This is a genomic window from Paramagnetospirillum kuznetsovii, from assembly GCF_003284725.1.
GTDB lineage: Bacteria > Pseudomonadota > Alphaproteobacteria > Rhodospirillales > Magnetospirillaceae > Phaeospirillum > Phaeospirillum kuznetsovii.
In genome coordinates this window covers 92,208-108,005 of record NZ_PGTO01000007.1, presented here as the reverse complement: position 1 = coordinate 108,005, position 15,798 = coordinate 92,208, and the positions used below count along the sequence as shown (strand labels likewise).

The 15,798-nt window shown below is 57.8% G+C and carries 10 protein-coding genes; all 10 read left to right on the top strand.

Annotated features, from left to right (window positions below; genetic code table 11):
- Positions 1-455: 455 nt before the first annotated feature.
- The 10 genes from CU669_RS11140 (at position 456) to CU669_RS11095 (ending at position 15,779) form a co-directional block, all read left to right on the top strand.
- Positions 456-1,427 carry an NAD-dependent epimerase/dehydratase family protein gene (locus CU669_RS11140; protein WP_112144644.1) on the top strand — a complete coding sequence of 324 codons (972 nt, stop codon included), beginning with the start codon at positions 456-458 and terminating at the stop codon, positions 1,425-1,427.
- On the top strand, positions 1,424-2,563 hold the full coding sequence (locus CU669_RS11135) for a DegT/DnrJ/EryC1/StrS family aminotransferase (RefSeq protein WP_112144642.1): 1,140 nt from the start codon (positions 1,424-1,426) through the stop codon (positions 2,561-2,563). Before CU669_RS11140 ends, CU669_RS11135 begins: the two co-directional genes overlap by 4 nt.
- A 3-nt stretch (positions 2,564-2,566) precedes the next feature.
- Positions 2,567-3,499 (top strand): glycosyltransferase family 2 protein, encoded by a 933-nt coding sequence (locus CU669_RS11130; RefSeq protein WP_112144640.1) that lies wholly within the window; start codon positions 2,567-2,569, stop codon positions 3,497-3,499.
- Positions 3,496-4,137 (top strand): NeuD/PglB/VioB family sugar acetyltransferase, encoded by a 642-nt coding sequence (locus tag CU669_RS11125; RefSeq protein WP_112144639.1) that lies wholly within the window; start codon positions 3,496-3,498, stop codon positions 4,135-4,137. Before CU669_RS11130 ends, CU669_RS11125 begins: the two co-directional genes overlap by 4 nt.
- 7 nt (positions 4,138-4,144) lie before the next feature.
- Complete coding sequence (gene asnB, locus CU669_RS11120; protein WP_112144637.1) at positions 4,145-6,034, top strand: asparagine synthase (glutamine-hydrolyzing); 1,890 nt, start codon at positions 4,145-4,147, stop codon at positions 6,032-6,034.
- Entirely contained in the window at positions 6,004-8,760 is a 2,757-nt protein-coding gene (locus CU669_RS11115) for an SGNH/GDSL hydrolase family protein (protein WP_112144635.1), read from the top strand. The genes asnB and CU669_RS11115 overlap by 31 nt, the downstream gene beginning before the upstream one ends.
- Positions 8,761-8,871: 111 nt before the next feature.
- Complete coding sequence (locus tag CU669_RS11110) at positions 8,872-11,109, top strand: hypothetical protein (RefSeq protein ID WP_146747723.1); 2,238 nt, start codon at positions 8,872-8,874, stop codon at positions 11,107-11,109.
- Positions 11,110-11,149: 40 nt separating this feature from the next.
- Positions 11,150-12,424 carry an NAD-dependent epimerase/dehydratase family protein gene (locus CU669_RS11105; RefSeq protein ID WP_112144632.1) on the top strand — a complete coding sequence of 425 codons (1,275 nt, stop codon included), beginning with the start codon at positions 11,150-11,152 and terminating at the stop codon, positions 12,422-12,424.
- Entirely contained in the window at positions 12,421-14,007 is a 1,587-nt protein-coding gene (locus CU669_RS11100) for an FAD-binding protein (RefSeq protein WP_112144631.1), read from the top strand. The genes CU669_RS11105 and CU669_RS11100 overlap by 4 nt, the downstream gene beginning before the upstream one ends.
- Complete coding sequence (locus tag CU669_RS11095; RefSeq protein ID WP_112144629.1) at positions 14,004-15,779, top strand: hypothetical protein; 1,776 nt, start codon at positions 14,004-14,006, stop codon at positions 15,777-15,779. The genes CU669_RS11100 and CU669_RS11095 overlap by 4 nt, the downstream gene beginning before the upstream one ends.
- Positions 15,780-15,798: the final 19 nt, after the last annotated feature.

The following is a 15,798-nucleotide window of genomic DNA, read 5'->3' as shown; positions in this document are numbered from 1 at the left end:
ATATCCCAGGGAAGTCGGGTGAAGGGATTGCATCCTTCATTTTTCTCGTCACCTCCTGAGACTTCACAGCTAAGACGCAGCGGGCGAGCGGCGCAAGAGTCCACTCGACACCCCAATCGCCGAGGAACGCTTCGAACCCTTCGGCCGCATCCGACCGCTTGATGATTTGAGTGTGGACGTTGATCGTTCGCCACAGATCGTTATCCGGCACACAACATAATCGGCGGATGGTCTTCGTCCAACCCATCTTGTAACCGCGTTCAGGTTTCGTCGCCCAAACAAATCACAAGGGATAGGGACTCTCAACCACTCTCAGACCTACTTGTTGAGTTTTGGCTCAGACTCTAAAAGGTCGCGCTGTCCGCTTGACACGGCGCGGAAAGCTGGTGTTTCATCCCTGCTGAAATTTTCTCTCCGTATTGATGTGATGCACAGCCTGCTGATGGTGTGAAGCGATGAAGGTGTTTATAACCGGCGGCGCAGGCTTTATTGGGACACATGTTGCGAAGATTCTTCTCGACCGTGGGTGCGAGGTTGCCCTATACGATTCGCTCGTTCATTATATTTATCCAATTCAAATCAATCATATAACCAATATCCAGTGGCGAATGGCCGCCATCGAGAGAAATGTCCGCGTCTATCGCGGCAATACCCATGATCAGGATTCTCTGCGCCGGGCCCTGGTCGAGTTCAACCCTGATCGCATCATCCACCTCGCCGCCATGCCCCTTGCCAATCTGGCGATCGAGCATCCGGAAGAGGCCATGCAAACCATCATGGTCGGCACCGCCAATCTGCTTCAGATCAGCCGCGACCTGCCCAATTTGAAGCGGATGGTCTACATCTCGTCCAGCATGGTTTATGGCGATTTCGTTCGGGTTCCTGCGCATGAAGACGACCCTAAGGATCCCAAGGAGGTCTATGGATCGATCAAACTGTCCGGAGAATTGGTGACACGTTCCTTCGGCCGACTTTACGATATCGATTTTGCCATTGTTCGCCCATCGGCGGTCTATGGTCCAACGGACAACAATCGTCGGGTGCTCGGTATTTTCGTCGAGAATGCCCTGCGCGGAAAGCCGCTGACGGTCAAGGGTGCGAATCAGTCTCTGGACTTTACCTATGTCAGCGATATCGCCGAAGGCATCGTGCTTGCCGCCACCCATCCCGCCGCCAGCCAGCAGAGCTTCAATATGACACGGGGGCATGGGCGTACCATACTGGAAGCCGCGCAGATTGTGGCTGCTATGGTACCTGGCACCCGGGTCGAGGTACATGACGCCGATGCCAAGATGCCGTCGCGCGGCACTCTTGATATTTCCAGGGCGAGGGAGATGCTCGGCTTCGATCCCAAAGTAGATATCGAAGACGGGTTGAGGATGTATCTCGACTATCTTCGTGGACAGTTTGAAAAGGGGATGCTGTGAGCAACTCGGACGTCCCTGTCCGTTTCTTTGGCCTTGACCGCCAGTTTGCCCGCTACCGCGATGAGTTTATGGCGATTACCGAGCAGGCTCTGTCTGCGGGCAATGCCTTGCAAGGGCCGGCTGTAGCGGATTTTGAAGCGGATATTGCGGCTTTGACGGGTCGGCGTCATGCGGTTGCCGTGGGCTCCGCCACTGACGCCTTGGCCTTCGCTCTCATGGCAACGGGGATTGGGGCCGGCGATGAGGTGCTGGTGACCGCGTTTTCATTTTTCGCATCGGTATCACCCATTTTGCGGGTTGGAGCCTCGCCGCGTTTCATCGATATCGATCCAGCGACCTATCAAATGGATGTGGCGGCTCTCGACCGGTTGGTGACGCCGCGAACGAAAGCCTTGCTGGCGGTCCATATGTTTGGTCAGACCTTGGACATGAAGGCGGTGGACGCCTTTGCTCGGCGCCATGACCTGATTGTGATCGAGGACGCGGCTCAGGCCTTGGGCGCAATGGATGGCGATAGGGCGGCGGGCAGTATGGGGCTGGCCAGTTGCCTAAGTTTCGATCCAACCAAAGTCATCGGCTCTTTCAGTAGTGCCGGCGCGCTGGTGACTGATGACGACGCAGTGGCACGGACAGTTCGAATGCTGCGCTATCATGGACGGGATCCTGACACCCGGCGCTATGCCATGCTTGGATATAACAGTCAGCTATCTACCGAGATGGCTGCCCAGCTGAGGTTCAAATTGGCGAAGCTACAGGACTGGCAGGACGCGCGCCGCCGTGTCGCCAACATTTATCTCGACCGCTTGGCAGGGGTAGGAGACGTGTCACTGCCGACTATTCGGCCTGGCAGCAGCCACAATTGGCATAAGTTTGTTCTTCGCTGCGGCGACGTGTCTGGGCTTGCCGGGTTCTTGAAGCAGCGCGGCATCGAGACAATGATCCACTACCCGCTCGTACTGTGCGATGAACCAGTGATCAAACAGATTGGCCTGCCGCCTGAAGCGGCAGATGTTCCTAACGCCCGCATCGCCACCAAATCGGTGGTGTCGTTGCCCATTCATTCGGAACTGTTAGAAGCGGAAGCCGTTCACGTTGCCGATTCCGTTGGGCGGTTCTTTGAGTTTCGGAGTGCCTGATCCTTGGAATCCACCTGCCTCGACGTCAGCATTTGCATCCCCGTTTACAACGAAAAAGGAGCGTTGCGGCAATGTGTACTTGATCTCAAGGAGCAGATGGATCGCCTCCCATATTCCTACGAAGTTATTGTCATTGATGACGGCTCGATGGACGGTTGCATCGAAACCATTGGCGATCTTGGGGTTCGCCTGATCCGTCATCGCCGCAATCTGGGTGGCGGTGTCGCCCGGCTCACCGGCATTCGCCATGCTCGTGGCAAGATCATCCTGCAGACCGACGCCGATGGAACCTATCCGGTAGACAAGGTTCCTGAGATGCTGGAGAAAATGAAGACCGCCGACATGGTGGTCGGCGCTCGCGTGCGGGAAAGCGCCACCGATTGGAAGCCGTTGCGCATCGCTATCAAGTGGACGCTCAAGAGCTTGGCCAGCCTGCTGGCCGGGCGGCGGATCCCTGATCTTAATTCAGGCATGCGGGCATATGACCGTGATCTGGGAATGCGATATGCCCATCTTTATCCGCGCGGCCACTCCATCATGAGCACCATCACATTGGCCTTCCTGACCGACGGATTAGTCGTGAAGTTTGTGGATATCGGCTATAACGTGCGGATAGGCAAGTCGTCGTTCCATCCATTCCAGGATACCTACAACTACTTACTGACGGTAATTCGCACTATTGCCTATTTCGATCCATTACGGCTGCTGATGCCTCCTGCATTGATTATGTTTCTAGCCGCATTTCTATTTACACTGCGAAATCTTGTCATGTTCGCCTCCGTGGGGACGGCGCCGCTGTTCTTGTGGACTGTCGCCTTCTTTGTTTTCGTACTGGCAATCCTATCCGATCAGGCGGCGCGTCTATCGCGCCAGCTCAGCTTTAATCGGATGAGCTATATCTACGACAAGGAAATATTCGAAGAGAAACCCCGATGACCGATTGCCTTGTCATCGGGGCGGGGGCGCAGGCCCGGTATATTGCGACGACCCTGAGGTTGACGGGAGAACGACGGATTCTTGGCTTCATCGATACCTTCGATAACCCGTCCATGTGGGGAACCAGGGTGGATGATGTCGAGGTACTTGGCAATTTGAGCGTACTTGCCAGTTATCCGCCCCGGTCGGGTCTTGCCGTTATCGCCGCCATTGCCGATCCCGCAGGCAAGCAGTCGATCGTAGACTCCTTGGAACGAGCGGGCTATGGGTTCTTTTCCGCTGTACATCCCCGTGCATCCATCGCCCCCGACGTGGTGATCGGGCGGGGCTGCATTATCAATGCCGGGGCCGTCATCGAAATGGGCTGTCATCTGGAAGACCATGTTATCGTTCACGCTGGCGCAGTGGTCGAGCACGACAATCATATCGGACGATATGTGAATATCGGTCCCGGTGTCGCGACTTCCGGTCGGGTTCACCTCGGTGAAGGGGCCATTATCTATACCGGTGCGAGGGTAGTTCCCGGCCGCCGTATTGGCGCCGGAGCGGTGGTTGGCGCCGGAGCGGTGGTATTGCGCGATATCCCGGACGGAGAGACCTGGGGTGGCGTTCCCGCCCGACGTCTGAAGCCGGAGTAAGGTCAGCATGTGTGGGATCGTCGGAATTTTGCGGTTTGACGGCAAGGCTGTCGAAGACTCCGACTTGCGGCCTCTGAACGAGTCCATCATTCACCGCGGTCCCGATGACGATGGATTTTTTACCGATGGTCCGGTTGGGCTGGCCATGCGCCGCCTGTCTATCATTGATCTGACCAACGGTCATCAGCCGCAGACCTCGGCCGATGGCGGCTTGATCATCGTCTTCAATGGCGAGATCTATAACTATCGGGCCTTACGCTCCGAACTATCGATGCTGGGCTATCCGTTTCAGACTCATTCGGATACCGAAGTTATTCTGGCGGGTTTCCACCATTGGGGTACCGGCGTTTTCTCGCGATTGGAGGGTATGTGGGGGCTGGCTCTTTGGGAGCGAGCTACACGCAGACTCTATTTGTCGCGGGATCGGTTGGGTAAGAAGCAGATCTACTACGGTCGCGTTGCCAACGCCCTGGTGTTCGGTTCCGAAATGTCGGTGCCGATGGCATTCTCGCCCGACCTGAGGCGCCTAGACTACGGCGCCGTCGCCGAATTCCTGACCTACTCCTATGTCACTGGTCCCGGCACCGCCCTCAGCCGGGTGTCGTCGCTGCCCGAGGGACATTGGGCGACGGTGGACTGCGACGGCAGGATGGATATCCGGCCTTTTTGGGCAATGGAAACGGTGCCGCGGGCTGATGCTCCCGTGGGCCTTGCGGCATCTGCTGATGCGTGCTGGGAATTGCTGGTCAAGGCGGTGGAAAAGCGTCTGGTATCCGATGTGCCCATCACCTTGATGCTGTCGTCGGGCCTTGATTCAAGTGCCATCGCCTGGATCGTGGCGCGGGAGCTGAACGCCCCTCTGCGCTCATATACAGTCGGTTATGATGATGCTGATTTTGACGAATCAGCGGACGCGGGCGTCTTGGCCCGCCGCCTTGGGCTTGATTGGCAGCGCATCCCCTTGGATGGGGGGGTGGTGCGGGACGCTTTCCCCCATTTTATCCGTCATGCATCGTCACTGCAGGCTAATACCGCTCAGATGGTATATTACTTTGTCTGCAAAGCCATCCATGCTGACGGCTTCAAGGTTGCCATGAACGGCAGCGGTGGGGATGAGTTGTTCGCCGGCTACAAGACCTATCGGGCCGACGCCATATTCAGCTATTTCCGTCACCTTCCCACGGGGGCGCGCCATGGACTTCACCGGGCGGCGCGGTTGTTGCCCGCCAGCCTTGGCCGGGTCTCCTTGGACTATCAGCTCAAGAAATTTACCGAATGCCCCTATATGGATATCGCCAAGGCCCATTCCTATTGGCGAACCATTTTCTCGCCCATGGAATTGAAGGAATTGCTGGTTCCCGAGGTTCATTCCTCCATGGCGGCGTTCACCCGGCCCTATGACGCGGCGTTTGCGCAACTGGGGGCCACCGCTGACCCTGTTATCAATAACCTGCTGGCATCCGATCTCAAGGCATGGCTGGGGCCGATGCTGCCGTGGGCCGACAATATCTCCATGGCCCACAGCGTGGAGATCCGCTTGCCATTCTTGGATCATGACCTCGTGCAGGCGGCTTTGACCTTGCCGTCAGCCACCTTGTTCAAGGGCTGGGAGTTGAAGCGGATCATGAAGGCGTTTCTAAAGGATCGCCTCCCTGATGACGTGGTCTTCAGGCGCAAGGCCGGCACCCATCTTCCCATCAGCCGGTGGCTTGACAATGAACTCGCGGGGGTTCGCGATCACGGATTATCCGTTTTGCGCAAATCCGGCTTAGTCCGGCCGGAGGTGATGGATCGCTTCGTCGAGGATCATCGGAACCGACGGATGGACAACACTTTTAAGATTTGGAACCTCATGGTGTTGGGCGCATGGATCGACGAATTCTCCATAAGTTGCTAGGGGCCCTAAAGGTATCGTCCCAGTCACGACTGACCTCGCTGCTGGCGGTTGTGGTGCCGCTGCTGGCCGGAATTTATTGCATATATTATTTTCCCCACTTTCCGTTCGGCCAGTACGATTCCGCCACCTATGTGGGCTTCGGCGATTCCAGGCCGTTTGGCTATGCGCTACTGCTGAAGGGATTGTTCGCGGTTCCCGGTGGGATTGGCCTTTTGGTTCCGCTGCAATTCACCCTGCATTTCAGCGGAGTGATCGCCCTAGCGACGGCATTCAAGGGAGTCAGTCGCTATGCCGTGACAGTGATCGTGCTGGCGGTGTTGATCTCCCTGGACGAATACGATTTGCTCTATGACGTCAATATGCTGACGGATGGGATCTTTTTTTCCCTCTGCCTTTTCGCCATGGCGTGTTCCATCCGCATGTTGTCTTCCCCCGCCTTGGTGTGGCCGGTCGCCCTCGGATTGGTGATGGGGGCTGCCGTCTGGTTCCGCGCCGCCGCTCTGGGGCTGCTGCTATTGCCCGCCTTAACGGGAGTTCTTGCCCTGATTCAGCCGTCCAGGCGGTCTGTGTTGCGTGTGACGCTGCTGGCGGGGGTAAGCGTGCTCACCATCGTCGGCCACGTGGTCGTGCGCGGAGTGGTGACCAACTCCTTCTCCCATTCTGAAACTACAGCGCTCAGCCCGTTTGCCACCAATGCCGCCTTTATCATGCCTCGGGATCTGGTGACGGATTACCCGGAACTGTATGCCGAGGTCTGGTTGGCGTCACAGTGGGCGCAGGAGAAGTTCAGGGCGGCGCAGACGCCCATGGATAGGGTAATGGTCATCGTCAACAATGGCCGGACGGTGTTTGACAAACTGAGCGCCGAGGTCATAACGCCCTATGTCAAGGCGCACCCGGATCGATTCGGCGATCTGGTTCCCAAATTAGGAGTGGGAACGGTCAGCCTTCGCGTGGTGCGGCATTTTTCCGACGCCACCATGATGCGGGATCCGATTGGCTTCATATCCATCGGATGGGACAAATTCCTTATTAGCGCGCGGAATGGCTCGCTCTATCCCATGCAGGATTATTTGTTTCGTGAATTCCGGTCGCTCTATGACGTGACCACGTTGCCTCTAGCGAAGTTTCTGACGCCCTATGTGCCGGATGCCATGGAACGCTATGAGGCTATGACGCACTCTCCGTTTTTTTTAAATGAGAGCTTTCCTAGATTGTTCGGTATTACCGCCAAATTTTACTATTTTGGTTGGATCGGGGAATTCCTGCGCCTGTTCGCTGTCGTTTTTCCAGTCGGCGTGACCGTTTGGGCCGCGGTCTGGTGCCTGCACCGGAAACTGGTCGGACGAGATATTCCAACTGCGTCCGCGGTGATCTTGGCGGCTGTTCCAGCGGCATTCACCTATGACTTCCTGGTCGCCATGGTGGAGATGCCGCTGACCCGCTATTTCTATCCCATGAAGCCCCTGCTTCTGGTCTCTATCCTGATCGGCCTAGAAGCGGCACTAGTAACTGCGGCGCCATATATTTCCCGCATTTTCAATGTGTTGCCCGGCATGATGCCGTCTCGCAAGGCCGTCAATGCCTGGGCGCTGAACGGGATAGTTCTGGCCCTCGGCTGTCTGGTCGCCTTGGGGCTTGGCGAGGTCATGTTCAGAATCTATAACCCACTGTCTGACCGCTTACGTGGCAACACCATCAATTTTGACCGCAATCTTACCCGCGTAATCGAAAACAACGTTAGCGATAAACTTGACAAGGTGATCTATCGCACTAGTAACTCTATTGGTTTTAGGGGGGATAATCCACCAGCTTTCTTTGATCAAAAGATGACAATAGTTGCAGTTGGAGGGAGCACAACAGAGTGCTATTATTTGACAGACGGAAAAACATGGCCTGAACAATTAGGCAATTTACTAAAGAACAAGGTGCCGCGCGTCTGGGTAAATAATGCAGGGATGGATGGACACTCTACATTTGGTCATTTCATTATGGTTCGCGACTACATCTCAAAAATTCGTCCAAAAATAATTCTATACCTTATTGGGATCAATGATGTTGAGCTAGATACCGAGAATCCCTATGACGGTGCCTTCGATAAGGCCGTGAAGGCGGCGTCCGCCGGGCCGGAAGTGATCTCATTGGGGCAGGTTCTCCGCCATCCGGGCGTGCTTTTGGTCTATAGCGCCCAATACAGTCGACTGGCGGGGGCGGCCCTGAATCTGCGCCGGGCGTTCCGATCCATGAAGGCCGGGCTTGGCCATGCTCCGCAATCCTGGGACTCGGCACCGGCCCCGGACCGGCGCAGTCCGACGGAAAAGGCGGCGATCATCGAGGATAATCGCACGCGGTTCATTCCTCTTTATGAGCAACGTTTGTCGGCGCTGCTTCGTCTCACCCGGGATTTGGGAATTGAACCTGTCCTGATTACCCAGCCGAGTCTCTACGGGCGATTCATCGATCCCACCACCGGCTTCGATTTTGGCCCGGCGACAGAGGTCTCGGCAGATCGTCTCGAATTATACAATGACGTTACGCGGCGACTAGGACGGCAATACCGGGTGCCGGTCGTTGACCTTGCCGCTCGCATGCCGAAGGACACCCAGTACTTCTATGACGCCTTTCACTACACCAATAGCGGCGCCGCGAAGGTGGCAGACCTGATTGCCGAAGATCTGATTCCCATTTTGGCGCAATCTTTTCCCGACCAGGTGCTCGCGCAGTGATGGGGTATCCGGGATTATTTTGTTGAACCCGAGGGGAGATTTCGGCATGGATTTCGGTGCGATTGCCCCTATCGGTTCGTTTACCCCCATATGTCTGGAAAGGTTGATTCCTTGATGCTGATGACGCGGCGATTGTCTGCGGAAACGCTGAGCCGGCTCGGCCTATGGGTCTTGCTTGCCTATATCTTACTGCCATTTCTGTATATTTGGGCGGGAGATACTTTCGAGACCGAAGCCGCAGCAGTTATTGACCACGCCACCGTTCCCATGATCCTGGGAAAGCGGCAGTTCATGGTCCAAACTATTGCCCTGTTGTCCCAGTGGCTGCAAATGGCCCCGTTTCCGGTTCAACGGCTGATGACCATTTTCTGCGCTGTCCCTTCCTTATGGCTAATCTACCTCTTCGTGCGTCGATTTCATGCCATTACTCCGCTACGTTTTCTGCTGTATTCTTTCGCCGCTCCGGCTTGGCTCGTCTCTCTGGAGATCCCCAGCGATACGGCGCCAGCCTTCCTTCTTTTTCTGGTAGCCCTCGAATTGGCATTGCGGTCCGTTTGGCTTTTGCCCGTGGCCGCGCTGTCCGCGGCCCTGGCCATTTTGTACCGAGGTGACGCCCTGCCCATAATCGGGGCGCTGCCGCTCACGATAACTGTAGCCGCGGTCTGGCCACGCTTGACTGGCGGTCAAGGATGGGGCGGCTGGCGCGAATTATTGAGCGACCCGAGGCTGCGGCGTGCCTTGATCGGAGCCGTGTCCTACTTCCCCTTGATCTATGGCGCCTTGTATCTGGTCTGTCTGCCTTACAAGGTGACACCGCTGGAATTGATCGCGCAAACCTTGGACGAAGGCGCTTCACTTATCATTCCTGGGGAATATCGTCTTGATACATGGCTGAAGACATTTTCCATCGGGTGGATTCTGCTGCTTCCATTTTACGCCGGTTTTATCCTGGGTGAGGTTCGCCGGTCGCGCTGGGGCTGGATGCGCCTATGGCCGGTGGTTCCCGTGGCGGTCTATGTGTATGGGTATTGGAACGCCATCTGTCAGCCGCGGTATGTCATCTACATTGCACCATTCCTGATGGTAATGACCGCCGAGGCCATACCGTTCACCATCGCCTGTCTGACACGGGCGTCACGGCATGGCCGAAAAATTTTCATCGTCGCGGCCGTATTGTTGGTGTTCAATCCGCTGGGGCCTTGGTTGACGAGCGGTCGCGGTAATTCGGACAACTGGTTCGAACGCATGTCGATCAATATGAATGGCGGGCGAACCTACTCTCCGCTGTTCGGCGGAATGCTGCCGGCAATCAATTTCTGGCGACATCAGGCGCTTCGCGCCTGTATGGCGGTTCCGATTGCGGCCACACGGGACATGATCGTTTCTCCCGACAAGGATACGGTTATCGCCTTCGTCTGGGCGGTGGAGTGGTGGCACTATCTCGCTACCGAGGTGTATTTTGAGCATTTCAAGCTCAAGCATCGGCCATTCGACAGGGTCGATGTCCTCGATCGCAAGGGCTTGGGGTGGCACACGCTACCCTATGATCCGGGTCGGACGCACCGGGTCGACGACTATAGCTATAACGGTAAGCGGACCCTTGAATTCTATATGGGGGATGGTGCCGTTGGCTTGGAAAAGGCACAGGAGGCGCTTGAGCATTTCATGACCGTGGAGGTTCCCAGTGGCCGACATGCTCCCGTGGATTTTTCCCGGGTTCAGACCATTGAGAGCTGGGCCATGGGAAGCGCTTTCTATCCCCATTACTTCAATCCCTCCATGATGTGCCTGCGCGCTACCCTCGGCCTTGGCCCGGCGAAGGATGGCCGCGCCGCGCCAACATTGCTAGCCACAGGCGATATCCGGAAATTCAATTCGTCCGGTTCTGTCTTGTCCGCACCCGAAAAAGCGGCACAGACAAAGCAACTGGACGAAAGGCGGCAGGAGAATAAGGAGTGGCTTGACTCGATCCCAGACTATGAGCATCGCCTGTACGATAGAGTTCAGCTAATCAAAAATCGGCAGGTCTCGCTAGAACGGACGCAATGGCTACAGTTTGTTGTCCTCCTGCTGGCGATCATCGGTTCGACATGGTGGTTCTCCCAACGCAAGCCGGAAAGTGCGGATCGGTCCGCGCGGCGGACATCCTCGCCGTGGAGACGAGTACGAGATCTGGCGACCCGAATCGGGCGACGATCAAGCCTTGCATGGCGTGCAAGGCGCATAGAGGCCAAACTCCGCCTCATGGAAACGTCAATGGGGGAATTGGATGGCGATGACCTGAAAACGATTCTCGCAGAGCTTCGGGAGATCCGAGACGACATGGAGCGGCTGGCGAAGGCCTTGTAGTGCGCAGCGATCCTGATTCCGAATACGGGGGATACGAGCCATGACAGACCATATCGTCATCACCGGATATGAAGGCTATATCGGACGCCGACTTCTTGCCAGCGCTCTCGCCCTCGGTCTGACGGTAACCGCCCTCGGGCGGAGACCCCCGCCACCTGCCACTCACGGGCTTCGCTGGTTCCGTTGGGATTTAGAATCCCCGGTTCCGGTTGCGGCATTGGCGGCGGCGGACGGGTTTTCACCGATCAAAGCTCTGATCCACGCGGCCCATCAGTGGACCAGTGCGCGATCCGAGGCGGACGACGAGAACGTTGTAGGGACCGGTCTCCTGTTGGACGCGGCGCGTCGTTCGGGGATCGGGCGGATCGTGTTCTGCTCCAGCGTCTCGGAGCGGATGGATGCCCTCAACCGCTACGGTCGCATCAAGGCCGCCATCGGGCATCTCCTGACCGCCGACGGTGAAATTTCCGCCCGGATTGGGCTGGTTTACGGTGGACCGCGCCAGGGGCAGTGGGGAACCATGGTCGCGCTGAGCGGCATGGTTCGGCTGCTGCCCATGGTCGGCATCAGGACGGGTGTCCAGCCCATTCATGTCGATGAGGTATGCGATGGTCTGCTTCGCCTAGCCTTGGCGCCCCGATTGTCTCGCCGGGTTTATGGTTTGGCGGCGCCAACGCCGATCTCTTTTGGAGAATGGCTGCGTTTGCTCTGCCGGATTTTCCACGGAAGGCGACTCTGGGTATTACCCCTGCCGTTGTCGCCCATCCTGGCCCTGGTCCACATGTTCAATCAACTACCGCTGGAACTGCACGTGGATGAGGAGCGGTTGCTGGGATTAGCGGGCCTGCCCACGGTATCATGCGCCGATGACCTGGCCGAGATTGGACTGCGTCTGATTGCCCCGGACAACCGGCTGTGGGATGAAGGAACCGTGCGGCGGCGCAACCTGCTGCAAGAGGGACGCGCTATCCTGCGCGCGGTCTGCGGCGGTATCCCATCGCCTTCATTGTTGAAGATCTATGTGCGCGGCGTCGAACGGTATGGCGCCGGGCTTCCGCTCGCTCTTCCCATTGTGGCCTTGCGTTGGCCTTTGCTCCTGCGCGCAGTGGAACCGGTGAGGGCGGATGGCGAGCTTAAATCCCGGTTGCAAATGGCCTTGGTTATCACCGATGGCGGAAATTTTGATGGCACGTCTGCGTATGCTTTTGATGGCGAAGGACGAATACGCGCCTTGGCGGGCCTCGCGTGGGTCGCGCTGGTCGAGACGCTGCTGCTGGCCTTCCGGCTGACTTTTGGCCGAAAGGGACAATCATGAGCGATCATGACGTGCTGGTGATTGGCTCTGGCCCATCCGGTGTCGCTGCGGCTTGGCCGCTGGCTGAAGCAGGCCTGAGCGTCCATTTGGTTGATGGGGTCTTGCCCCGCCTTGCCCGCCCAGCCCCGGATCGGCCCAGCTTATCGGCCTTGCGTCAGGGCGCGCCGGGTAATCTCCGGCACCTGCTGGGAGAAAGGCTAGATGGCCTGCGCGACATGAAAGGCTATTCGCCCAAACTCCGCAGCTGCGCCGATGCCGCCTTCCTAGAGGGCTATCATGATGGCAACGCTATTGCGTCCGTGGATTTCCAGGTGGTCGGAACCATGGCCCAAGGTGGGCTGTCCAATGTCTGGGGGGCCGCCGCCAGCCTATTCGATCAGGAGGATTTGGCCGATTGGCCGATCAGTTTGGCCGACCTGCTGCCATCCTACCGCCGCGTGGTCAAACGGGTCGGGGTCAGCGGCTCGCTTTTCGACGACATGGCCCCGATTCACGGGTTGGATGTCGAGCTGGAACCGCCCTTATCCCTGCCCCCCTCCTCGGCGCTGTTGCTGGAGCGGTACGACAGACGTGGCGGCATGCCTGGCTTCCTGCTCGGCCGATCACGCAACGCGGTGTTAACCCGCCCAAGGGAGGACCGGGGCGCCTGTCTTGAGGATATGGGGTGTATGTGGGGCTGTGGGGTCGGGGCCATTTACAACAGCGCCGACGATCTTGCGCAATTGCGGAGCTTGCCCAATGTAACGGTGCTGTCGGGCCTGATGATCCTGCGCCTGCGCCGTGACGAAGATGGTTCCGTTATCGTTACCGGTCGGACGGCCTTGGGAGAGGAACGACAGCTGCGTGCCCGCAGAGTGATTCTGGCAGCGGGCACCTTGGCGAGCACCAGGCTGGCACTTGACCTTCTCCAAAAATTCGATGTGCCGGTGCCAGTTCTCAACGCGCCGGCCTTTGCTGCCGGTTTGCTGATTCCACGGCGATTGGGACAACCGATTCCGGCGAAAGGATTCGGCATGGCACAGTTGGCCTTTCGCCTTGCGCTGCCCGGCGAGGCGGGGAAAAGCGTTTTCGGTCTGCTTTATGATGGCGCGAGCATGGCGGCGCCGGATCTGGCGGCTCAGATGCCCCTGTCTCGGTTTGGAGCCAAATCCGTGTTGCGAGCGCTGCTTCCCGGTCTGCTGTTGGCCTTGGTCTATTTGCCGAGTTCCTATAGCCGTTCGAGTGCATCACTTCGTCGCAGCAGCGACGGAATCCCGAGCCTAGAGATTCGCGGTGGCGTTTCAACAGAGCATAAAGCCGCCGTACAAATGGCCGTAAAGCGGATGGCGTCTCATTTGAGACGCCTTGGCGCTTGGCTGCTGCCCGGTTCGGTCAGCGTTTTCGAGCCAGGTGCCGAGGTCCATTATGGAGGAACCCTGCCCATGGGCGTCGCAACCACCATCCACGGAGAATTGATCGGTGCACCCGGCGTAACCTTGGCTGACGGCGCCATTTTCAATACGCTGCCCGCCAAGCACCACACCATGACCATGATGGCCAATGCCGACCGTATCGGTCGGCATTTAGCTCTGGAGGCACGATGAGTTTCCATGACCGTGGCTTCCTGGCGGGAGCGGTCGGATTGGCCGCTCTGGCGGCCGTGCTGTTCGTTGCCTCGACGTTTTGGCCAGTCGAGGAAGCCCTGGGGCTGGGTACAGGGGGGGGAGGACGTATTGCCGCCACCTGCGTCTTATTATCCCTCATTGCTTGGCTGTCCGACATGGCTCGACGAAATGCCATCGCGTCCCTGGCACCTTGCCTGGTGACGGCTTGGCGTTGGCTGAATGGAGACTGGCGGGTTTCCGCTCTCTTGAGCATTCCGGCGCTCTATGTGTGGGTCTTGACCACGAGGGTGATCCCAGGCTTGCCCTGGGTCGCCCCAGACACAGGAACCTATCTTGGTTTCGCTGTCTATCGGACGTTGCTCTATCCGCTCTTGCTTCGATTGATCGCCATCACGACCGAATCCCCGCAGGCGCTTCATCTGCCGCAGCTAGCGGCCGGGCTGGCTGTGACGGTTCTGTTCGCCGAATCCTATCAGCGCTTGGTCCGCAATGCGCTGGCCAGCGTCCTGGTCGGGCTGTTCCTGCTGTTCAATTGGCCGCTGCTGAACCGTTCCCTCTACCTGTTGGCCGACTACCCCTTCTATGTTCTGTTCACTGCAGCGCTGTGCGTTAAGTTCGGAATCATGCGCGATCCGCGTCCGTTCCGATTGGTGGTATTGGCGCTCTTACTGGCTTTGGCGGTCGCCATCCGGCCCGTTGGCATTGCATTGTTGGCTTTTGTCCCGGTACTTCTGCTCCTACGGCCCTGGCTCTGGCGACGGGTTACGGTCTATTTGATCGCGCCGCTGATGGCGGCATTGCTGGGAATTGCCGCGGTTAACGCCAGGGTTCTGGACTATTTCGCCTTGGAAAATTTCGGTGGCTTCGGTGCTTCGGCCAATGCCATGCTGATTCTAAGGGCCGATACGCCAACCACAGTGCCGGTGTTGCGGGATGCCTTGCTTGCCCGCGCCGAACCGTACCGCACAGCTTTTGTCACCGCGCGTACTGCCCAGGATCGTTATAGCGTCATCGCCGAGGCGACGGATTCGCTGCTGGACATCGCCTTGGAGGAAGCGCGGCGGTTTGGTCGCGCTGAACGGCGGATCGAACCGACGGATTCATCTCGGCACCGTCTTTTCGTTGGCGCGCTGAATGAGACGTCGCCCTTGAACCGGACAATCGGCAATGTCGTTCCTATTCAGGATGATTTCGAGTGGCGCTGGCTGGATCGCCAGCTAGGCGAGATCGGACGTCAGGCACGTCTCCATAATCCCCTCGGCCTCGCGATCCAGGTCTTGACCAATCTTCGTTTCGCCCCACAGGGGTTCTTACCGTTTGAACGGATTCCCGAGACGTTTACGGCTTTCCGCGCTTTTTCCCTCGACCATCAAGATCTTGGCATGGGCACGGTGGTAATCGCCCCAGCCAGAGATGACGTTCCTCTGGTTTCAGTGGCTGGGTTCAATGTCGTCGCAAGCGCGATGGGAGCAGCTGATCGCCTCTTTTCGTTCCCGCTAGCAATTCTTATGTCGGCCGGCTTCGTCTGTGGCGCGGCGATCACCATTCGTGCCCGTCGCCGCGCCATCCCGGAGGATATGTCCGGCTTGGTTGGGCTGGTGGCGGTGGCTTTGGCTTACAGCCTTGCCGTATGTTATGGGCAAATTCCGTTGGGTCGCCTGATGATCGTTTGCGCAGCACCCATGGCGGCGTTGCTGACGGTGCCTATTCTGCTTCCCGGCTGGGCATGCCAAGAGCTCAAAGACGCTTGACGGGTGGCTTGGCTAGCCG

What these genes read in the sequence shown, in the direction of transcription:
- CU669_RS11140 (WP_112144644.1), top strand. Translation starts at nt 456, where the DNA reads ATGAAGGTGTTTATAACCGGCGGCGCAGGCTTTATTGGGACACATGTT.
- CU669_RS11125 (WP_112144639.1), top strand. Translation starts at nt 3,496, where the DNA reads ATGACCGATTGCCTTGTCATCGGGGCGGGGGCGCAGGCCCGGTATATT.
- asnB (WP_112144637.1), top strand. Translation starts at nt 4,145, where the DNA reads ATGTGTGGGATCGTCGGAATTTTGCGGTTTGACGGCAAGGCTGTCGAA.
- CU669_RS11115 (WP_112144635.1), top strand. Translation starts at nt 6,004, where the DNA reads ATGGATCGACGAATTCTCCATAAGTTGCTAGGGGCCCTAAAGGTATCG.
- CU669_RS11105 (WP_112144632.1), top strand. Translation starts at nt 11,150, where the DNA reads ATGACAGACCATATCGTCATCACCGGATATGAAGGCTATATCGGACGC.
- CU669_RS11100 (WP_112144631.1), top strand. Translation starts at nt 12,421, where the DNA reads ATGAGCGATCATGACGTGCTGGTGATTGGCTCTGGCCCATCCGGTGTC.
- CU669_RS11095 (WP_112144629.1), top strand. Translation starts at nt 14,004, where the DNA reads ATGAGTTTCCATGACCGTGGCTTCCTGGCGGGAGCGGTCGGATTGGCC.